We start from the raw sequence: 21,356 nt of genomic DNA, 5'->3' as shown, positions 1-21,356 counted from the left end.
AGTTGAAGCGCTTTTATTGAAGGATTTAGATAAGCCTCCCTAAACCGCTTTAATTATTATTAGGTCTTTAGGAAAATACACTGTAAATTTTGCGATTATAAACTCATAACATGACCATACATCAATTGCCAGGACGCTATAATATTATAGGGACAAACCAAGATGCTGAAGCCATATCCTATAAAGGAATTTTAGAGTTATCCTTAGATGAAAACAATCGTATCCGTGCTAAATGGCTTATTAATAATGTGCAAGAACAGTTAGGAACCGGTTTTTTTAAGGATAATATTTTGGTGCTCAATTTTAATTATAAAGGCGAGGCGAATAAAACCTTTAAAGGTGTTGCCGTTTACAAATGTCTTACCAAGGATGTGTTAGATGGTTTTTGGTCTGAAAAACATGGCGACCCCCTATATCTAGGTGAAGAACGTTGTTTTAGAATAGGAACCCAGAAGTCAACATTAATGGATTAACTGCGAGCGTGTGATGTTGATTTTATAGATATAGCTTAAGATCCATGCAGTCGTTTTTGATGAATCTCTACTTAAGGTATAAAAGCGATCATGAATATCGAATGGAAGTTTTAATAAATAACCTTACGGTAATTCAATTAAAAATAGTATTTATGTGATGAGTTCGTTTTGAGTGTATTAAAAAAATGAGCTAAGACCATACAACCATTGACCTATGAAAAAAATTGCATTATTCGTGCTTATTCTAGTAAGCTTTAATTCTTGCTCGCCTCAATTAATTCCAAACGAGAAAACAGAAGATTCATTATTAGGAGACATTAATCAACAAATTGAGAATAAAACCATTTCAAAAGACGCTTTAATTTATTTGAATGATGAAACCATTTCTTATGAAAGGCTTCTTGAATAAAACAGTTTTAGTCTTAAAGATTTTCCTGAAATCAATTATTTAAATAAAAAGGAAGGCGAACAAGAATTTGGTGAAATTGGTGAGAATGGTGTTATAAAAATAGCGTCTTTTTTAGACCCGCTGTTAAGTCCTAAATTTTACGAGGAAATTACTAATAAGGCGATTCTTGAATTTATTGAAAAAGCTTCAAAAGAAGGCCAGATCAACAACAATCCGCTTTTGGTGGTTTCGGGTAAGCCGCTGCGTGGTGAAGAAATAGTAGATCATATTAATGGATTAAATATTGATAAAATATCCTTAATGGAGCGCGTTATTGGTTACAGAATTTATGGAATTAGAGCCATTAATGGGGTGATTCTTATTGATCCTAAAAATTAAATACCGTAGTTGTGCAACATATAGGTCAACTTATGAAATACTTATTGATACTCCAAATTCTGATTTTTTTTCCAGGCGCTAACCTTATAGCGCAATCAAGCAATAACAATTTTAAACCAAAATTAAAATTGGTTAAAGAAGTCATATACAGCGTTGAAAATGGAGAATTAAGAAGTCGAGATGAGCTTTTTGCCTCCGAACTTTGTTCTTACACCGTATATGATAAAAATGAAGCACCCTTAGAAATTGGTAAGTGCCATGCCAAGGGGGATAGCTACAAAAAAACGATTTACGTCAGGGATGAAAAGGGAAACGTTCAAAAGGCTATGATGAAAAATGCCACAGGTGACCTACTAAGCTATTGGACATATGAGTACGATTCTAACGGAAATATGATTGAAGCCAAAGCCTACGATGCAGAAAATAACCTCACCAAAATTCAGTTCAACACCTACGATGAAAACGGAAATAATACGGAGATTAGAGTAAAAAATCCAAGTATTAATATTAGTGAGAGCAATGTATACGAATACAATTCCGATAATAAAAAAATCAAAGAATTGAGATACAAATCTGATGGCAGTTTAAGAGATACCCGTGTTTACACTTATGATCAGAATGGAAATGAAGATACACTCATCAAATTCAATCCTGACGGCAATTATATAAAAAAGGTTTACGAATATGATACAATGAATAATTTAATCCTTGAAAAATCCTATGATAAGGAAGGCAAATTAAAGCGTCTAACATCATTTGAACGCGTGTATGATGCGTATGGCAATTGGATAACAAATAAACGAAGTTCGCAGGGAAAACTGAATATGGTTTATGAAAGACTAATAGAATATGATGAATAAAAAATAGGTTGCACACTAAGTGCAAGCTTAATGTGAGGCTTAATATGAGGAAATCTCATCACTATAATTCATACTTTAATTGAGTATTACTATTTTTATAAATAATTCATTTAACTCAAACATGAAAAAAATGAGGCTCAAAGTATTCCTAGTACCATGTTTTTTTATTCTGATGAACGGGGCTTCACGGAATATTCAAACTTCAAAACATCAAGATCTTGTTGAGACTTATATTGAAGCTAGGAATAACTATAATCTAGATGCGGTAAAGGCTTTAGTAGATGAAAATTATAGTGAAATATTTAGTGATGGCAGTGTAGAAATAGAGAACAAGAACCAGTTGACTGCTTTGATTTTATGGGGTAAAGAACTAGAGTCTCATATAAAATTACTACACATCGTATCAGACGAAGACCAAGTAACGACCATTGAAGAAAACAGCAATTTTTTGGATGTAGCATTGCAGAGAAAATTTCGAAAATTTAAAGTGGTCTACAGTTTTAAAGATGGAAAAATATTGGGGCAGAAGATAGACACCTTAAAGGGCTATGCTGAAGTCACAAAATTCAATGGTAAAAAGTATCAGGAATTTGTGGCCTACTGTGAAAAACATAACCTGACCTATAGCGGAGCGGCACTAGATAAAGATTTCGGAATTCATTTAAGAAAAGTCTTAGAACAATACAAAGCAGATCAAGAATAAGAGCAGCACAAAGTGGGGCATGGTCTTAGTGTTAATCGTTGTCTAGCGATGCGTATTTTCGTTGTAGATTCACGCGATGTTCTTTCTGAAAAACATTTCTCTTAGAGGTTCATGAACCTAATAGTAAATTTAAACTCTATACATTGAAACATTTCAAATATAAAATTGCAATTCTAATCGGCCTTACGCTATGGGGATGTAAATCGCAAAGCCATCAAACACAAGAAGCGATTATTGATATTGAAACAACAGCAGAAGATTTATCATTATTTGCAGCGCATGCCATCTCCACTCCATTATATGAAAGGGATTTAGCTATAAATCCACAGCAGAATGAGCTGGTCTATACCTTGGGGAACTATAAACAGACTAAAAGATGTTTGGTAGTAAGGAAGAAAAAAAAGGGACAGTGGCAAAATGCTGAAATTTTAAACATCTCAGGACAATATCAAGACATAGAACCCTTTTACAGTCATGATGGAGATCGATTGTATTTTGCATCAAACCGACCTATTTATAACGATACTACAAGAAACGATTACAATATTTGGTATAGCGATCGGGTAGAGGACCGTTGGTCGGATCCCGTAGCTTTAGATTCTATAATCAACACCAAAGGAGACGAATTTTTTCCGTCTTTAAGTCGAGATGGGAATTTATTTTTCACAGCCACACGAGGAAATGGGGTGGGGAAAGAAGATATTTTTAGGGCCGAATTTGTAGATGGAACCTTCAAATCTCCTGAGCCTTTACCTGCGGAGATTAATTCTACAACATTCGAATTCAATGCCTACGTAAATCCAGACGAGAACATCATTATTTTTAGTTCATTTGGCCGATCCGATGGTTTTGGGGGCGGTGACCTATATATAAGCCGAAAAGATAAAAAGGGACAGTGGACAGCAGCTAAGAATTTAGGAGAAGTCATTAATTCCGATAAGTTAGACTATTGCCCATTTGTAGATTGGACCTCAGGTAATTTCTACTTTACAAGCGAGAGAGCCACATTGCAAGACGATAAAATAGAAAGTGTTGAGGTTTTAAAACAACAAGCCAACCATCCCTTAAATGGATTTGGAAATATTTTTAAAGTCGCCTTTGATAGCTTGGAGTGAGTGGTTTTAGTTTTGAAAACGTTTAATTGTAATTATTAATTTGAGAAAGTTGAAAAAAAGCAAGAAAATAATTATTGAGAGAAAATTAAATGTAATCATATTTTAGTGAATTTATAAAAATCCTTTAAGATTTTTTATTCAGTTAGTATTTGTTAATTTAGTCGCTTAATCAACGTAAACAATCATATTTATGTACGTTGAATCCAAATTATCAAAACCTACAAACTAACTAGACAATGGCAAAATTTTTAAACACAACAGGTGTTTCATATCATTTAGAGGAACTTATAAAGAACACAACTGATCGGTTAATTTTAATTAGTCCGTATCTTCAATTTCATAAGCGTGTTAAAGACCATATGGAGAATCTAAACATTCAAAAAAAAGACATTCGAATTATTTATCGTGAGAATAAATTACAAGTAGAAGAAAGTAATTGGCTTGAAAGTCAAATTGGAATCAGAACTAGTCTTTGTAACTCTCTTCATGCAAAATGTTATTTGAACGAAAATGAAGCGATCGTAACTTCTATGAATTTATATTCTTTTTCTCAGCAGAATAATGATGAAATGGGAATCCATGTGACAAAGGAAAAAGACCCTGATTTATATAATGATATCTATATTGAAGTACAAAGATTATTAACTATTAGTGAAGAAATTCGTATTTCGGTAAAGAAAGTTGATAAAGAAATAGAAAAGAGAACAGAAAGCACTATCAAGCAAGTTCGAGAAAGCAAGGATTATTCAAAGTCAAGATTGCTTACAACGAAAGAATTGTCAAAAATAACAGGATTGAGTAGCCGTAGAGTAAATAAATGGTTTACGGATAATAAATTGATGTATAAAAAAGAGGATGATTGGATAACAACTAAACGCGGAAAAGAGACAGGTGGAGTTGAAAAAAATGGTCAATATGGTCAGTTCGTGGTCTGGCCAGAGGATATCGCTAAACACATAGCGGATTAAAATAATTGACTTTAGTGTTTTAGTTGTTATGTTGAGTATAGCAAAGGCAATTAATTATATTTAAAGAATGAGCTGTAATTTTTAAAATACTTAAATGGCAATTATACACGGAACAATAGAATCACTGAAATCTTTAAAATCTGAATTAAGAGATAAACAAATTTCTAGGTTTAGTTCTGTTAAAGAAATCCAGACTTTCTTATCAAATTATAACTCAGAAAAAGAAGAGACTATTCAGAATGCCGCTAAAATGCTAGAGGAAGAATATTTTGAGACTTGTAATACTCTTCAACGAAATGTGGAAAGAAAAAATGAGATAAGTGAGTCAGAGGAAATAAGAATAGATTCAAGAATCCGTGACTTACAGTGTAAAATTAGCGTTATAATAAATCAAAAGAATCAAAATCTTATAAAAAAAATAATTTCAAGTATTCAGCTTTATTTTCTAAAGAATAAAGTTGAATACTTTAAAAAGAATAAATCGAAACTTATACAGTTTTCCGTAAATGATATCTCTATACAGATTCAAGCTAGTGAGGCGTTTATAGAGAAATTTGAGACGGATAAAATAAAATTTGTCGAAGAAAGAGCTCAATCTAAGCTCGAAGAATTAGAATATATACGTCAAGTTGTTGAAGGGGCTAAAAACCTAATTTCTGGAGCTATTGGTGAAAATTTAGTTGTTAAGGAAATAAAGAAATTATCTGATGACTATGTTTTAATTAATGATTTTAATTTAAAATTTTCTGATCCAATTTTTTATAAAAAATACAATCAAAGAATTCATTCTATACAAATAGATCATCTTTTATTATCTAAAGCTGGAATATTTATTATTGAAACTAAAAATTGGAGTAGATCATCTGTGGATTCGTTAAGTTTAAGGTCCCCGATTGAACAAATTGAAAGAGCAAATTATGCTTTATTTGTATATTTTTCTGAAAAATTAAGCCTAAAAGGGCATCATTGGGGAGAACAACAGATTCCAATTAGAAATCTTATTGTTATGATTAACAATAAGCCTAAAGGTGAGTTTAAGTATGTAAAAATTAAGCTTTTAAAGGAATTGAATACTTATCTCAGTTATTTTGAGCCTGTACTTACAGCGGCGCAATTACACAGAATAGCAAATAAATTAATTTAATTAAAACGAACAATGTCTAGCTTCACATTCAATCATGTTGCGCTTTCGGTAACAGAGGTTAATCAATCGGTAGCGTTTTATCAAAAGGTGCTTCAACTTAAAGAAATTGAGAATACCGCTTCCAACTCAAAAACACGATGGTTGTCGCTAGGTGATGGCAAGCAACTGCATCTTATTCCACGCCCAGATTTTGAAATTAGAGTTAATAAAGCCGTGCATTTTGCCTTATCTACAGCAGATCTCGGCCAGTTTATAGAACATTTAAAAGCACTGAATATAGACTATTCAGATTGGTTAGGCACCGTAAAGAAAGATTACATCCGCCAAGACGGTATTCAACAAGTGTATTTTCAAGATCCCGATGGCTATTGGGTAGAGATTAATGATGATGTGTAAGAGCTCTCTAGTTATTGATTTATAGATGATACTTTATCATTAAAGAAAGTGGGTTAGGAGTTAAAAGTCAAGGAGGTAAATAAAAGAAGGTTAGAGGTTATGATAAGTAGAATGGCACCTCTCGAAAATATTAGCAAATCCTAAGCCTGTAACCCAAGCCCTTAATTTTCTCATAACATTAACCCTAAAAACAACAAGACTTAGTAATATTGAAGTAATACAGTTAACGCTAAATTTGCATTAATTTAATCATACGATTTTTCTGAATTAACATGTTTATAAAAGGCTGAAGGTAGATTTGTGGACACATTATAACCACTAAAAAAACCTTAAATTATGAACAAAATTATTAAGCTATTTTTATTAGCATTTATTGTTACCTCAACAAGTGCCCTTGTTGTAAGTTGTGAAGTTGAAGATGGAAAAGACGGCATCGATGGTGTAGACGGCATCGACGGTGAAGATGGTCTTGACGGCGAAGATGGTGACGATATTTCTAACTACTTAATGGCTTCAAAAACGCCTAGCTTCTTAAAGGTTACCGATCAGTTTATCAACCTTAGAATTTCAACACTTTTAACTTCAGAAGATATCATTCCTAATACGCCTAACTTTATTTATGGATCTATGGCCGATGGTGCTGGGTTAATAAATAATGGCGATAATACATTTACCTTAATCAATAATATTGAAGCCGATTACTCGATTGCTAGAATCTTGTTGAACGAAAACCTAAGACCTTATAGCGGTGAGTACATTTTAAATGCTTCAGCAACGGCTGAAACTGCAATGTGTTCTGGAACTTTAGTGACCCCTGAAGAACATGGTTTTGGACCTTTATACCTTTCTGGTGGCGAATGGGGTGGCGCTTCTAAAGGCGTGTTTGCTACCGATCCTACTAAAAGTGCTGATGATGCAAGCACAGGAGAAACCTTACCTGCTTTAGGGCAATGGTCTACAGAGAATGCAGTTCCTATTGGGAAAGACGCTTACCCAGATAAAACGGTGGTGTTTATTGGTGATGATCATTCAGACAACTCAGTACCTTCTGGACAATTAGGGATGTATGTTGGAAACCGTGGGGACTTAAATGGAGGTCAGTTATACGGTTTAAAAGTAACTGCGGCAGATATCGATTTTGAAATGGATATGCAAGAAGGGATGTCTTACAGTGCTGAATTTGTACAGTTAGATGAAACAGAAATTAATGCTTTAGACGCAGAAGCGAAAGCTAAAGGTGTTATGGGATTCTCTAGATTAGAGGATATCGACTGGAGAAGAGGTTCTGCAGCCAACCAAAGAGAAATCTATTTCTGTGTAACAGGACGTATTTCTCCAAGTTTAACAGGAAAAGGATCAGCCTTAGGTCGTGTTTATAAAGTAAGCTTAAATGAAACGGATCCAACAGGTCCTGCAACCATTACTTGTGTATTAGATGGAGATATTGTTGGTGGTGTAGCCGATGGCTTCCATTCTCCAGATAACATTTTAGTGACTGAAAACTATGCCTATATTCAAGAAGATCCTAACGGTTATTTAGAGACTTCAGTCAATGGTTATGCTAAGCTTTACCAATACAACTTAAATACAGGGGAATTAAAAACCGTTTTAGAAGCAGACCAAGCGAGAGCAGAAAGTTTAGGCTACGGTTCTACATCAAGAACTTGGGAAATCACCGGAATGATTGATGTAACAGATGTGGTAAACAATGGAGAGAATACGTTCTTAGTGATGACACAAAACCACGGATGGGAACCTGCTGATGGAACATCTTTTACAGATCCATTAGCGAATTCTAACTTAGCAAATGCTAAGGAAGGTTCAATGCTTTACCTCATTAAAGGTTTAGAACGATAAGACGCTAACATCATGAATAAGAACCTATTTATGAAAGCTAAGGCATATACATTTTGTATATGTCTTTTGCTTTTCATTACAGTATCCTGTAAAAAGCAGTTAGAACCTGTAACGGAAGCTACCACCAATAAAAAAATCGCTTCCTTTTACCATACGGAACTAGAACAATGTATTGCATTTTTAGATTCCATTTCAACCTCTGAAAATACAGCGGAACGCATTGCTTACTATAAACAAGCACGCCAACATTTTAAAGCCATGGAGCCTATTTTGGCGGCTATAGATAAGAATAATTTTAAGTCCTTAAATGCGCCAAACATCTTACAAGTTCAGGAAGAGGACTTAACCGATGTAAAAATTAGAAATCCATTTGGTTTTCAGGTTGTTGAAGAGTTGTTGCATGAAGACGAAGGCGATGCTGAGGTATTACAGAATGCCATCACTGTAACTTCTGATCGTTTAAAATTGTTGCAAGGCAATACGCACATTCAGTTGAAAGATTATCATCTTATTTGGTTAATTAGAGATCAAATTTTAAGAACAGCAGCAACGGGAATTACAGGATTCGATTCTCCTGTTTTAGGGCAAGCTTTAACAGAAAGTCAATATACCACGCAAACCCTTATCACCTTACTAGAACTATGTAAAGATAAGTTTAGTACGGTTGAAATTTATGACGATTTAAGCGCGTCCTTTAAAAACGGAATTACAGCTCTAAATGCCGATTTTGATACTTTTGATCGTTTCAGTTTTATTAAAAATTACACCGATCCGCAATTAAAATTATTGGTCAAGACTCAGGACGATTGGCAGGTTAATTTCCCGTTTGAAATGGCTGTTTCTAACACCGCGACTTCTTTCTTTGGTTCCAATACACTAAATGTGCTGTATTTTTCAGACTATAAAAGCGATACGCTTCACCTAAAACAAAAAGAAGCATTTGGGAAAGCCCTATTTAAGGACGAACGGTTATCTAGAAATAAGGATATGGCTTGTGCAAGTTGCCATATAGAAGAAAAGGCGTTTACAGATGGTAGAAAGACTTTTGATGCCAGACAGGTTAGAAATTCACCAACACTGACCTACAGCGCATATCAGCAATCCTTTTTTATGGACGGCCGTGCCGGAAGTTTAGAGGGGCAGGTTGTAGGTGTTGCTGAAAATCATAATGAATTTAATTTACCTATGGATTCTATTGTGAACCGTGTTTTAAAGCATGAGGCCTACAAAATGGCGATCGATAGTCTCTATGGGAATAAGCGTGTGGAGTTTAATATCCGGCATGCCATTGCAAGTTATGTGCGGAGTTTAAATGCTTTCAACTCTAAATTCGATAGAAATATAGAAGGAGTTGAAACGTCTTTAACGGCTGTAGAAAAGCAAGGCTTTAATTTGTTTATGGGAAAGGCAGCCTGTGCAACTTGTCACTTTCCACCGTTATTTAATGGTACGGTTCCGCCGCATTATAATGATACCGAAGTAGAACTCCTTGGTGTACCCGAAACTAAGGATACCCTTAACGCAATAATTAGTGACGATCTAGGACGTTATAATGTTTTTAAAACCGATCAGCGAAAGCACTTTTTTAAAACTCCTACGGTTAGAAATAGTGAGGTCACCGGACCTTACATGCATAATGGCGTGTATACTAGCTTAGAGGAGGTGGTCGATTTTTACAATCGTGGCGGAGGTCAAGGAATCGGCATTCATGAAGAATTTCAAACCCTACCTTTTGATGCCTTAAATTTAACTAAAGCGGAACAAGCAAGTCTAGTTGCTTTTATTAAAACCCTAACCGATGCTGATTTTGTAGAGGAATGAGTCTGCAGTAAGTCGGTTTTATACAGAAGAACTTATCGCTTCATATCATCTTATACTGGTGATATGAAGCGTTTTTGTTTTTTTGAAGGCTAAATAATTAGGAATAAACAAAAGCGAGCGTTTTATTTATTTGGAAGACAAACAGAACTAGTGCTAAATGAAGTGGGAAAGGAATAAAGGTGCACGGCTTAAGTTTGTAGCTCCTTAAATTTTGAAGGAGGTTTGGTTATAGGATAGAGATAACGTTCAGAATTTTTTAAAAATGCAAGGTCTCTAAAATTTCAAGGAAAATTATATCATGATTCAAGGCACTAAATTGCAGTCAAAACAAATAAAGATATTAATTTAGTTCTATGAACGTTATCAAAAAAAGACCTTACCTTTTTTGCATTCTCTACGGTGTAATAGTTATGCAAACTTTGCATTTTGCTTATGGACAAATAAAAACAGACAGTTTAAAGTATTATTCCCAAATTGCTTTAAATCCACAAAGTCCTAATGACTTAGATAAGGCGTTTCAATTTTATACAGCACATTATAGTAAAGCCCAAAAGGAAAATAGTAAATTCCTTATTCTTAATGATTTATACTATTTATCGAGTCTTAATTATAAAAAAGGGGCTTACGAGGCAAGTGAAAACCATGCCTTAGAAGCGATAAAAATTTTAGATAACAGTTCAGAATCTCCTTATTATACCCAACTTAGAAAAAGTGTATACACGCTTCTTGGAATTTTATATTACGAGCAACGAAATAACGCTAAAGCCCTTGAACTCTATGATCGGGTTTTAGAAATTACAACAAATGCAAGAGACAGTGCTATTGTTTATAATAACATTTCTAACATCTATAAAAGAGATGAAGATTATGAAAATGCTAAAACTCAGTTGCTAAAAGCTTATGCTATTATTCCTCGAATAAAAGATAAGCTTAGCATTGCACGTATTAAAGATAATTTAGGATTTATCTATTCACTTTTAAATAATAGAGAGAAGGATTTGCCCTTAATGACTTCAGCATTAGACCTTAGAGATATGGCTAGAGACACCTTATCCCTTTATACAAGTCATTCGCATTTAGCCCATTATTTTTATGATGTAGACCGCTTAGACAAAGCGTCGCATCATGCTTTAAAAGCTCAGGAGTTTGCAACGCATATTAATTCGCCCATTTATATACACGATGCCTTGGGGATGCTTACTATGTTGAGTTCCGATACTTACGCTAAGACCTATAAAAAGTTAAACGACAGTCTTACTAATGCCGATAAGGAGCGTGCCAGTAGAGATGCTTTTATGAAGTATGATAATGCTGAATTCAAAAGAAAAGCTTTAGAAAGTCAATTAAAAGAAGAGCAACAACGCACCAGGTCCATCATTGCAAGTATCGTTGCTGCCTCAATCGCCTTAATAGCGATACTGATTTATTTCATTTTAAAATCGAAACATAAAAAGGAAAAGCTACAGCAGGTGTATGATGCTGAGTCTAGAATATCGAAACAAATACACGATGAGGTGGCTAATGATGTTTTTCAATTTATGACGAAATTAGAAAGTGAAGCCTTATCCAATGAGCATCTTATTGATGAGTTGCAAGACATTTATAGTAAAACGAGAGACATTTCAAAAGAATATAGTTTTATTGAAGGCGAAGGGATTTTTGCGGATACGATAAAAGATTTAGTATTAAGTTTTAGCGATACTTCAGTGCGTGTTTTAGATAAAGGACGATCTGATATTGCCTGGGAGACCTTTTCAAAAATGAAAAGAACAACGGTGTATAAAGTGTTGCAAGAATTGCTGATTAATATGAAAAAGCACAGTCAGGCTTCCATAGCGGTGTTAACATTTACCAAAGAGGGGAAGAAAACCATTATTACGTATTCTGATAATGGGGTAGGAAGTGACTTAAATAAAAGTAATGGTTTACAGAATGTGGAAAACCGTATTGAATCCTTAAATGGAACAATTACTTTTGAAACAGAACCAAACAAAGGGTTTAAAACAAAAATTGTGATATAGGATGTTTAAGAAGGTTTTAATTGTGGATGATCACGATGCGATAAGCAAAAGTGTTCAGCAGGTTTTAGCAGATTGCAAGGTGAAAACTACCGATGTGGTTCAGTATTGTGATGATGCCTTTTTAAAAGTAAAACGTGCGGCCTTAGATGATGTAGATTACGATTTGGTTATAACCGATTTGTCCTTTAAAAAAGACCATAGAAATGCCAATTTTGAGTCGGGTGAAGAATTAATTGCAGCCTTACGAAAAGACTTTTTTCAATTGCCAATTATTGTGTATTCTATGAAAGATCAATTACAGAAAGTAAGACAATTGGTTAATCAGCATCATGTCAATGCTTATGTGTGTAAGGATAGAAAAGGATCCGTTCAATTAGAGGAAGCCATTAAAACTGTAGCTCAAAAACAGCGCTATCTATCCCCACAAGTGGCACAAGCAATAGAGCAGAAAAACGACTTAGAGATCTATGATTATGATATACAATTGCTAAAATTACTATCACAAGGCTTGTCGCAAGATGAGATTAGTCAGAATTTTAAACTTAATGGGATAAGTCCTAATAGCTTAAGCACCATAGAAAAGAAATTGAATAAACTTAAAGATCAATTTAAGGCAAATAATGCCATACATCTGGTCGCTCTTGTTAAAGATTTGGGTTTGATATAGTGATGCTGTTGTAAGCTAAAAGAAATATACACTGTTAATAATATGGGGTTGTAGGGGATTTTGTATTATAGCATTAACAGTGATTTAAGGCAACTAGAAATAGTTGCCTTTTTTACGTTTTAGATTTTTTTGAGGTTTTTTAAGCGGCATTATGGTTTTCCGTAAATAACATCAAGATCTCCTTGTTATCTTTGAAAGGTATATTAGTTATACTGTAAATTAATAAGGGGAATAGCTTAAGTGCACATGTTTAATGTGCACTTTTTTTGTTTGTGGGGTTTTAGTTTATTGATGTTGATGACTTAAAGAATTTAGTTCGAGTCATTAGAATAAATGGAGCCTATATGTTTTATCAATTTTATTTGAAATCAAAAAAATAACGCCATTTTTTACATTGTTCGGAGCTAAATAATAATCTGATAAACGTTATTAAGAATACTATTTATGCTTTGTTTAATGAGTCTGACCAAAATCCCAGTCGTAACTCATTATAAGATAAAGTTAGTTCAATGGTTTTGACTTTATTAAAATCTTGAAGCTTTGTATAACTATAAATCCAATAATTTAATGGTAATTATATTGAGTTAACAAGGTTTAACTGCTTTAAAACCTTTTGTTTATTGCTTTTTTACAAAGTGTAGGCAATTCGCAGATCTATACAAATAATTTTATACTTCTTATACGTTTTAATGTATTTCAAATATATATAATAAGATTTATAACTTAAAAGTAATTTATAACGGACAGGTTTTGTCCGTTTCTATGCTAGTTTTGAGATCATATATTTATGAACCCAAAGCTAACTGAAACAAAAACTATCTACAAATACTGATTTTATGGCCTCTATCAATACAATACCTGATATTTTAAACTAAAAGTTGTTTAGATCATCCATTTTACGTGTGATACTTAAATAATTATGAAATTTAATGGGTTTTTATATCAATGCAGATAGGAGTTACGGAAAACCGTAATGAAGTAAATCTAATTAAAAGTAGTTTTAGGCACTATAACACAACCGAAAAATATGGAGTTAATCCAAAATAATCCTTACAGAATTGCAGGTGTTCTTTCGAACGCAACTGCAAAAGAACTTGAAAAGCAAAAAGGGAAAATCAAGGCCTACACAAAGGTTGGAAAAGAAATCAAATCAGACTTTGACTTTCAAATTCTTAGAAGTATTAATCGAACAGAAGATTCTGTAAATAAAGCATTTTCAAATGTTGAGCAAAGCCAAGACAAAGTTAATTATGCTCTATTTTGGTTCTTAAATACCAGCCCATTTGACAATACTGCAATCGAATATCTAAAAAATGGTGATGAAGAAAAAGCACTTGAAATTTGGGGAAAAGTAACAGCCAACAAGGATGTTAACTCTAAAAACTTCTCTGCATTCAACAATTTAGGTACGTACAAACTTTTAAGCAGGGACAAATCAGATATTAAAAGAGGAATTGAAGCTAAAATCAAACTCATTGAATCAGACTACTTTGAAAGCTTTGTGCATTCTGTTGCAGATGAAACTTATACAATTCACAAACAAAAACAATCTGAAAAATTGATAGATGAATTGCTGACGCAATTCAAAAAACAATATTCAAGTTCGGAAACATTGCAATTGTTCAGCGGATGCAATGGAACTACTCAAAAGTATCTTTCAAAAAGGTTTACAGAAGAACCTTTACATAAAATCGAAAGACAAATTGAGAGTTGTAAAAAGAAACGAAAAAATAACAATGGAGAAGCTTATGAATTTGGTTTAAGACTATATGTTAATTGTAAAGATGACTTATCTCTTTTAAAATCTATACTTGGAGCTCATGATTTAAAATACAAGATGATTGCCGACCAATTGGCTAATGAAATAATGCAATGCGGAATTGATTATTTTAAAGCATGGCAGGACACAAAAGACACAAGTGAAGAAGGCTTAAGACTATTAAAATATGCAAAATCAATCGCAGTTGGTAGTCAAGCAAAAGATAGAATAAAACAAAATACAGAAGGCATTGAGGAATGGGCTGAAACAGCGCCAATTAAAGAAGATTTAGCATTTATCACAAACAAATTAAAATCATTTCAAAATGCAAGTGACACTATAGCTAATGCAAAATCATTAGTTAATACATGTAAAAGTAGATTACAAAATATAAGAAATATTTTAGGATCAAATGATGAATTTTATCTGAACATAAGTAGTGCAGTTGTGAGTAATGCTCTCGGTATGGTGATAGAAGTAGTTAATGAAGCGCAAAGTGGAATCGAGTATAATAGAGCAAAGTTATTACTGTTGCCAAATATTGTTTCGAATGCTGTTTCAGTAATTTCAGTAATGAATTCTTTAGATATGAATAGTCAAACTAAACTTAGGTATATTGAGAATAAATCTACAATAACTAATATTCACCATCAACTTCAAAGTATAAAAAAGCAAAGTAAATCGCCTAGAGGACCGATTCATACACCTAGTCCTTCAACGGACAATGAGGGTTGTGCGCCATGGGTTTATATTGTTGGTGCAATAATTCTATTTATAATTTTTGCTAAAGGATGTTCTTAAATACTATATAATGAAAAAAACACTACTTATAATTATTCTCGTAACAGTTTCAAACCTTTTTGCACAGCAAACAGATTCGAAATTAGGTGAAACAGTAAATAATTTACAAATCCAAGTCAATCAGCAACAAGCCGATATTCAAAAGTTGTATTCAGAACTAAATAAAGAATATAGAACATATCGCATTGTTAAAAAGAATTTGAATCAAAAAATTATTGATAAGAAAGAAGAATTAGTTGATAGTTTAAATACTCTTATTGATAAAAGCAAAGCGGAATTGGCTTCTATCAATGAACAGTTAAAAACAAAAATTAAAGAGACAGATAAAATTGTTGTTTCAAATAATTCAAAAATATCCGATTTAGGAAATAGTTTAGATAAAAATCGTCTGTATTGGATTATCGGCACTTTGGCAACGCTTTTATTAGGCGGTTTGGTCTATTGGTTGTTAGGCAAACGCATCCAATCAAGCAAAATAGATGTTGAAACGCAAATCAAGAACACCAAAGCTTCTCTAGAAGAAGAAAGCGTGAAATTGGATACAAAACTGGTTGAAGTTTTAACAAAGCAATTAGATGTATTTAAAGTTGACCAAGCAATTACTTCTCAAGCAAATGACAATGACCATTCATTGGTCTTAAAAGTAGCAGATAGATTAACGGCTATGGAAACCAACCATTATAGAATGGATCCAAAAACGAAAGGGTTAAAACAATTGGTACGTGCTGTAAAAAGTATTAAAGAAAATTACTTGGCAAGTGGTTATGAAATTGTAGAAATGATAGGGCAAGAATATAAAGATGGTCTTAATGTTACAGCCAATTTTATTCCAAGTGAAGAAATTGAAACAGGAAAAAGAGTAATTACAAGAATAATAAAACCACAAGTAAATTTTAACGGAAAGATGATTCAAGCTGCACAGATTGAGGTAAGTGTAGGCGAATAAAAATAATAAGTATGAAAAGAACAACAGTTGATTTTGGAATAGATTTAGGTACTACGAATTCGGCCATTTCAAAAATGGAAAATGGAAATCCTGAAAGCATTAGAACACAAACACTAAAAGACACAATGCCTTCTTGTGTTTACATTAATAGGAAAAAAGCCATCCAAGTTGGAGATGCCGCATATAATGCTTTGAAGAATGAGAAGCTAAAGGCTATGAAAAATTGGGATAGTAGTAAAGATAATTCTTTTATTGAGTTTAAGCGAACTATGGGCTCGGATGCCGTTTATGAAAGCTCAAATGCTGAACGCTCTTTTTCTTCTATTGAATTGTCGGCTGAAGTATTAAAAACATTAAAATCTTTTGAAAAAGATGAGAATATCAATGCTGTTATAATTACTGTCCCAGCTGCCTTTAAAAACAATCAAATTGATGCAACTAGAGAGGCAGGAAGAAAAGCTGGTTTTGAACAAGTAGGTATTATCACCGAACCAGAAGCAGCGGCTTGGGTTTATGGTATGAATTCAGAAAATAAAGATGGTTTTTGGTTGGTTTTTGATTTTGGTGGTGGAACTTTTGATGCTGCTCTGCTAAAAGTTACAGATGGTATAAGACAAGTAATAGATACCGAAGGAGATAACTATTTGGGAGGTAAAAACCTAGATGAAGCAATTGTTGATGAGATAATTCTTCCCTACTTAAAAGAAAACTTTGTTATTGATAAATTACTTGAAGATGATAACAAAAGAAAGATTTTACGAGCTGCGATGAAATTCTATGCGGAAGAAATTAAAAAACAACTTTCTTTTAATGCCGAAGCAAATATTTTAACCAATTTAGGAGATATTCCAGGCGAAGATGATGAAGGAGAAGAATTTGAATTAGACTTTACTGTAACAGAAGTCGAGCTAGAAAAAGCAATTGGACCTGTATTCCAAAATGCTATAGATATCAGTAATAAATTATTAGAAAGAAACAATCTAAGTGGAGATAGATTATCAGCTTTAATATTGGTCGGTGGCCCAACATATTCGCCAATTGTAAGAAGAATGTTAGAGCAACAGATTTGCAAGCCAGATACTAGTGTTGACCCTATGACAGTTGTTGCAAAAGGAGCTTCAGTTTATGCTTCTACAATTAAAAAAGAGGAAACAACCATCACAGCAGACACTTCAAAAATACAGCTAGATATTACATACGAACCTACTTCTGTGGAAGAGGAAGAATTTGTAACAATGAAAATTTTAGCAGATAAAACTGAAGGTGATATTCCTGAAAAAGTATTTGCAGATATTTCAAGAGGTGATGGTGGATGGTCTAGTGGAAAAGTAGAGATAAATGCTATTGGTGAAATCTTTACTGTTCAGCTTAAAAAAGGAAATTCAAATAGTTTTACTATTAATCTATATGACGATAAAGCAAACAAGCTTGAATGTGAACCTGCTAATTTTAATATTATACAAGGAGGAAAAGGTGGAAGTGCTGTTCTACCTCATAACATTGGTATTGAAATACAAGATATATCTTCAGGACGCTTACAGTTTAAGACAGTAACTGGCTTAGAAAAAAGTAAGCAGCTTCCCGCCTCTGGAAATCTATCAAAATTGAAAACACCTCGTCAAATAAGGCCAGGGATGGATGAAGATTTTTTAGAAATTTCTATATTCCAAGGAGAGCACGGTTGTCAAGGATCAAGAGCTATACACAACCATCACGTAAACACTATTTTAATAACTGGCAGTGATCTACCATCATTATTACCAGAAAACAGTGAAGTAGATATCGAAATGAAAATTGATATTAATCAAAAAATAACTGGTTTAGCTACATTCCCACATTTAGCATTTACCTATGAATTTGAATGTGAAACAAAAGTAGATTCTGTAAATGATTCCAAAGCTGGTTATTTAGAAACTGAGATCTCAAAGGCAAAAAGAGACATCAACAGTTTAAAATCAAAAGGCATAGATTCTGAAGATTTGATAAAAACTGAAAAAGAAATAGAGGAAATAGAAAAACACTTTAATAAAAATAAAGAAGCAGCAGACACACAGCAACAAACCATTGAGAACTTAAGAAAAACATTAAAAACAATTGATAAACTAATCGGTGACAGAGAGTGGCCTGAGCTTGAAAAAGAGTTAAAAAATGCTTTCCATAGCTTAGAAGAAGTCAATAGAGAAAAAGGAAATGAGCAAACAACAAAATTAGTAGAAAGCATTCGTCCCAACGTTGAGCAAGCTATTCGAGATAAAGACACAAAACACACACCAAAACTCATAGAAGAAATTAATCAAATTGCTTTTGAACTAGAAAGATTAGAGCATTTAATTGGTTTTATCTTTTATATGGATAGAGAATTTGATACTATTAATTGGAGAGATAGAAATGCGGCTAGGCATTCTATTGAGAGAGGAAAGACAATTATTTCTGAAGGACCGAGCATTGATAGACTACAACCTATTATAAATAATCTAATAGATAATGGCGACTTTGGGAAAGGTGGTCCTGATCAAGGTCCAAATGTTCCTAAAGGAGGAATTCTGAGAGGATAAAAATTACAATATGAGATTAAGTACAAAATTACTTATACCGCTCTTTTCTCTAGCTATAATTATTTCTTCCTGTGAAAGTGATGCAGAAAGAAAACAGCGTTTAGCAAAAGAAGAACAGCAAAAAATTGAATTGGAAGAAAAGCGAAAAGCTGAAGAAGCTGAACGTGTATTTCAACAAGAACAAGAACGTATTGAACGTGAAAAACGAGAAGAGGAAGAGCGAACTGCAAGAGAAGTTCGTCTTGAAAAAGAGCGAAAGGAAAAAGCTATTTATGATAAATATATCAATAATTCTTTAAGTACTGGTGCTACGCCATATGCTTATTGTTTTGGAAGTAATAGCTCTTGTTCTAATTGGGGATGTGCTGGTATATCTGTAAAAACCCCATATAATTCAGATGTAATGGTTACCATAAAAAAAGAGGACAAAGTCTATAGACACGCCTACATAAAGGCAGGTCGTACTCATAAGTTTGAATTCCCTAATGGTACTTATCAAGCATTTTTTTATTACGGTAAAGGTTGGAATCCAAATAAGATTATGAAGGAAGTAGATTGTGGTTTTTTAAAAGGTGGGTTTATTGCAAACGAAATCTTTAGTAAAGATATGCCGCAACGCCTAGATAATGCTGTTTTGACGTATGAACTAATATTACAAGAAAACGGAAATTTTAGTACGACACCTAGTAATCCAGAAGAAGCACTTTAAATGAACAAAGTACAGCATATATTATCCAAAGGCGAGCTAATTAATGAAAAATACAATGTAACATTCTTCCTTAAAAAAGGAAGCTATGCAGAAACCTATCGTGTAAAAGACCAAGAAGGTAAAACAAAGCTTTTAAAACTGTTTATGTATTCAAAATTGAATAGAACACAGTTTACTGAAAATGGTGATGTTTTGGAGGTAGAGATTTTAAAAGAAATCAAACATCCTAATCTGGTTAAATACTGTGATAGTGGTGAATTACTACTTGAAGGACAAAAATATGCTTATGCTATTCTTGATTTTATCAGTGGTGAAACTTTGGCAGATAAAATGAAACGAGAAGGTTCTCTCAATCCCTACGAAGTCAAAGACATTATATTGGGAGTTTTAAATGGATTGAACTATTTGCATTCTCTTCAAAACCCAATTATCCACAACGACATTACTAATTTGAATGTGATGTTGGATTTATCAGGTAAAATTGCGATTCCAAAAATCATTGATTTTGGCTATGCTCGTTTTTTAAGTCAGTCGAATAAGGACTTTTTAAAGGAAGGTTTAAATCCATTTTATCAAGCTAATGAAGCCTTTAATAAAGTGTTTTCAGTTCAAAGTGATGTGTTTTCTGTAGGTGCATTGTATTATCATTTGTTAGAGGGGCTACCACCTTGGTTTGTAGAAATCTCAAAATATAAGTCGGACACCGTAAAATTGGAAGATGCTGTTATTGAAAAACGAAAAAAGTCTTTAAAGTTTTCGTCTATTACAGACACACAAACTCAAAATATTATTAGTAAGGCATTACAACCAAATGCTGAAAATCGTTTTAAAAATATCAAGGATTTTATAAAGGCCTTGAATGGAGAATTAGAAATACAACAACTCTCTTCACCACAAGAGGCCTCTAAACCGAAACTAAAGGAAATAAAAAAAGGAAAAGGATTTTCAGCAATTGCAGGAATGCAAGAACTAAAAGACACGATACAGTTGGACGTAATTGATGCTTTGGATGATCAAGAACGTTATGCAGAATATGGATTAACAATTCCAAATGGAATGTTGCTCTATGGTCCACCAGGTTGCGGGAAAACATTTTTTGCGGAACGAATGGCGGAAGAAATTGGCTTTAATTTCTATCAAATAAAACCATCTGACATTCAAAGTAAATGGGTAAACGCTTCACAAGAAAACATCAAAAACCTCTTTGATGAAGCTCGTGAAAATGCACCAAGCATTATTTTTATAGATGAATTAGATGCTGTAGTTCCTAATCGAGATAATTCAAGTGTCAACCATATGAATACGAGTGCTGTAAACGAGTTTTTAGCACAAATGAATAATTGTGGAGATGAGGGCATTTTTATTATCGGAGCAACAAACCGACCAAGTTCAATAGACCCAGCTATATTAAGAGCAGGAAGGTTAGATAAGATAATTTACTTGCCACCACCAGATCATGAAGCTCGTGAATTAATGTTTAAATTATACTTGGAAAAAAGACCGAGGGAAATCGGTTTGGATTATTCTGAATTTGCTAAAGCAACAGAGAATTATGTTTCAAGTGATATAAAGTTTTTGTGTGATGAAGCATCGCGAAAAGCACTTAAAATGAAATCTAGAATTTCAAAAGAGATTTTGATCGAAACTATTGCGCAAAATCGTTCTTCAATTTCTTTGAAAGAATTGAATAATTATAAATCTATTAAAGCTATAATGGAAGGCTCAACTGCTAATAGCAACCAAAGACGGACTATTGGTTTTAAAAACAACTAAT

18 protein-coding genes are annotated in these 21,356 nt (G+C 33.3%); all 18 read left to right on the top strand.

The annotated features are described in order from the left end of the window. Nucleotides 1–110: 110 nt before the first annotated feature. The 18 genes from ACFQ13_RS00810 to ACFQ13_RS00725 all read left to right on the top strand — a co-directional run bounded on the left by ACFQ13_RS00810 (nt 111) and on the right by ACFQ13_RS00725 (nt 21,355). On the top strand, nt 111–473 hold the full coding sequence (locus ACFQ13_RS00810; RefSeq protein ID WP_386113195.1) for a hypothetical protein: 363 nt from the start codon (nt 111–113) through the stop codon (nt 471–473). A gap of 214 nt (nt 474–687) precedes the next feature. Further along, nucleotides 688–882, top strand: coding sequence for a hypothetical protein (locus ACFQ13_RS00805; protein ID WP_386113194.1), 195 nt, complete (start codon nt 688–690; stop codon nt 880–882). Nucleotides 883–1,101: 219 nt separating this feature from the next. Further along, complete coding sequence (locus tag ACFQ13_RS00800; RefSeq protein WP_386113193.1) at nt 1,102–1,260, top strand: hypothetical protein; 159 nt, start codon at nt 1,102–1,104, stop codon at nt 1,258–1,260. Nucleotides 1,261–1,292: 32 nt separating this feature from the next. Then, nucleotides 1,293–2,120, top strand: coding sequence for an RHS repeat domain-containing protein (locus ACFQ13_RS00795; protein WP_386113192.1), 828 nt, complete (start codon nt 1,293–1,295; stop codon nt 2,118–2,120). Nucleotides 2,121–2,250: 130 nt separating this feature from the next. After that, complete coding sequence (locus tag ACFQ13_RS00790) at nt 2,251–2,823, top strand: nuclear transport factor 2 family protein (RefSeq protein ID WP_386113191.1); 573 nt, start codon at nt 2,251–2,253, stop codon at nt 2,821–2,823. Between the two features lie 143 nt (nt 2,824–2,966). Beyond that, nucleotides 2,967–3,938, top strand: coding sequence for a TolB family protein (locus ACFQ13_RS00785; RefSeq protein ID WP_386113190.1), 972 nt, complete (start codon nt 2,967–2,969; stop codon nt 3,936–3,938). 236 nt (nt 3,939–4,174) lie between these two features. Beyond that, the gene (locus tag ACFQ13_RS00780; protein WP_386113189.1) at nt 4,175–4,906 is read left to right on the top strand and encodes a phospholipase D family protein; all 732 of its coding nucleotides are present in this window, start codon (nt 4,175–4,177) and stop codon (nt 4,904–4,906) included. Between the two features lie 94 nt (nt 4,907–5,000). Beyond that, the gene (locus tag ACFQ13_RS00775; RefSeq protein WP_386113188.1) at nt 5,001–6,050 is read left to right on the top strand and encodes a nuclease-related domain-containing protein; all 1,050 of its coding nucleotides are present in this window, start codon (nt 5,001–5,003) and stop codon (nt 6,048–6,050) included. 12 nt (nt 6,051–6,062) lie between these two features. Then, a complete protein-coding gene (locus ACFQ13_RS00770) occupies nt 6,063–6,446 on the top strand; it encodes a VOC family protein (protein ID WP_386113187.1) in 384 nt (127 codons plus the stop codon). Nucleotides 6,447–6,782: 336 nt separating this feature from the next. Further along, nucleotides 6,783–8,303 carry an alkaline phosphatase PhoX gene (locus ACFQ13_RS00765; RefSeq protein ID WP_386113186.1) on the top strand — a complete coding sequence of 507 codons (1,521 nt, stop codon included), beginning with the start codon at nt 6,783–6,785 and terminating at the stop codon, nt 8,301–8,303. Between the two features lie 12 nt (nt 8,304–8,315). Then, entirely contained in the window at nt 8,316–10,124 is a 1,809-nt protein-coding gene (locus ACFQ13_RS00760) for a cytochrome-c peroxidase (protein ID WP_386113185.1), read from the top strand. 410 nt (nt 10,125–10,534) lie between these two features. Further along, the gene (locus ACFQ13_RS00755; RefSeq protein ID WP_386113184.1) at nt 10,535–12,145 is read left to right on the top strand and encodes a tetratricopeptide repeat-containing sensor histidine kinase; all 1,611 of its coding nucleotides are present in this window, start codon (nt 10,535–10,537) and stop codon (nt 12,143–12,145) included. A 1-nt stretch (nt 12,146) separates the two neighbouring features. Beyond that, complete coding sequence (locus ACFQ13_RS00750; protein ID WP_386113183.1) at nt 12,147–12,812, top strand: DNA-binding response regulator; 666 nt, start codon at nt 12,147–12,149, stop codon at nt 12,810–12,812. 1,027 nt (nt 12,813–13,839) lie between these two features. Then, nucleotides 13,840–15,372 carry a hypothetical protein gene (locus tag ACFQ13_RS00745; RefSeq protein ID WP_386113182.1) on the top strand — a complete coding sequence of 511 codons (1,533 nt, stop codon included), beginning with the start codon at nt 13,840–13,842 and terminating at the stop codon, nt 15,370–15,372. Nucleotides 15,373–15,382: 10 nt separating this feature from the next. After that, a complete protein-coding gene (locus ACFQ13_RS00740; protein ID WP_386113181.1) occupies nt 15,383–16,318 on the top strand; it encodes a hypothetical protein in 936 nt (311 codons plus the stop codon). Between the two features lie 11 nt (nt 16,319–16,329). After that, the gene (locus tag ACFQ13_RS00735) at nt 16,330–18,873 is read left to right on the top strand and encodes an Hsp70 family protein (RefSeq protein ID WP_386113180.1); all 2,544 of its coding nucleotides are present in this window, start codon (nt 16,330–16,332) and stop codon (nt 18,871–18,873) included. Nucleotides 18,874–18,883: 10 nt separating this feature from the next. Further along, entirely contained in the window at nt 18,884–19,582 is a 699-nt protein-coding gene (locus ACFQ13_RS00730; protein WP_386113179.1) for a hypothetical protein, read from the top strand. Continuing rightward, nucleotides 19,583–21,355, top strand: a complete 1,773-nt coding sequence (locus ACFQ13_RS00725) for an AAA family ATPase (RefSeq protein WP_386113178.1) — start codon at nt 19,583–19,585, stop codon at nt 21,353–21,355. The last annotated feature ends 1 nt before the right edge of the window (nt 21,356 follow it).

It is taken from the genome of Winogradskyella rapida (genome assembly GCF_042675845.1).
Classification (GTDB): domain Bacteria; phylum Bacteroidota; class Bacteroidia; order Flavobacteriales; family Flavobacteriaceae; genus Winogradskyella; species Winogradskyella rapida.
This window is presented reverse-complemented; position numbering and strand designations above follow the sequence as displayed.

Excerpts from the sequence above, each read along its gene's own strand:
- ACFQ13_RS00810 (WP_386113195.1), top strand. The coding sequence starts at position 111 with ATGACCATACATCAATTGCCAGGACGCTATAATATTATAGGGACAAAC.
- ACFQ13_RS00805 (WP_386113194.1), top strand. The coding sequence starts at position 688 with ATGAAAAAAATTGCATTATTCGTGCTTATTCTAGTAAGCTTTAATTCT.
- ACFQ13_RS00795 (WP_386113192.1), top strand. The coding sequence starts at position 1,293 with ATGAAATACTTATTGATACTCCAAATTCTGATTTTTTTTCCAGGCGCT.
- ACFQ13_RS00790 (WP_386113191.1), top strand. The coding sequence starts at position 2,251 with ATGAGGCTCAAAGTATTCCTAGTACCATGTTTTTTTATTCTGATGAAC.
- ACFQ13_RS00780 (WP_386113189.1), top strand. The coding sequence starts at position 4,175 with ATGGCAAAATTTTTAAACACAACAGGTGTTTCATATCATTTAGAGGAA.
- ACFQ13_RS00775 (WP_386113188.1), top strand. The coding sequence starts at position 5,001 with ATGGCAATTATACACGGAACAATAGAATCACTGAAATCTTTAAAATCT.
- ACFQ13_RS00770 (WP_386113187.1), top strand. The coding sequence starts at position 6,063 with ATGTCTAGCTTCACATTCAATCATGTTGCGCTTTCGGTAACAGAGGTT.
- ACFQ13_RS00765 (WP_386113186.1), top strand. The coding sequence starts at position 6,783 with ATGAACAAAATTATTAAGCTATTTTTATTAGCATTTATTGTTACCTCA.
- ACFQ13_RS00760 (WP_386113185.1), top strand. The coding sequence starts at position 8,316 with ATGAATAAGAACCTATTTATGAAAGCTAAGGCATATACATTTTGTATA.
- ACFQ13_RS00755 (WP_386113184.1), top strand. The coding sequence starts at position 10,535 with ATGCAAACTTTGCATTTTGCTTATGGACAAATAAAAACAGACAGTTTA.
- ACFQ13_RS00750 (WP_386113183.1), top strand. The coding sequence starts at position 12,147 with ATGTTTAAGAAGGTTTTAATTGTGGATGATCACGATGCGATAAGCAAA.
- ACFQ13_RS00745 (WP_386113182.1), top strand. The coding sequence starts at position 13,840 with ATGGAGTTAATCCAAAATAATCCTTACAGAATTGCAGGTGTTCTTTCG.
- ACFQ13_RS00740 (WP_386113181.1), top strand. The coding sequence starts at position 15,383 with ATGAAAAAAACACTACTTATAATTATTCTCGTAACAGTTTCAAACCTT.
- ACFQ13_RS00735 (WP_386113180.1), top strand. The coding sequence starts at position 16,330 with ATGAAAAGAACAACAGTTGATTTTGGAATAGATTTAGGTACTACGAAT.
- ACFQ13_RS00730 (WP_386113179.1), top strand. The coding sequence starts at position 18,884 with ATGAGATTAAGTACAAAATTACTTATACCGCTCTTTTCTCTAGCTATA.
- ACFQ13_RS00725 (WP_386113178.1), top strand. The coding sequence starts at position 19,583 with ATGAACAAAGTACAGCATATATTATCCAAAGGCGAGCTAATTAATGAA.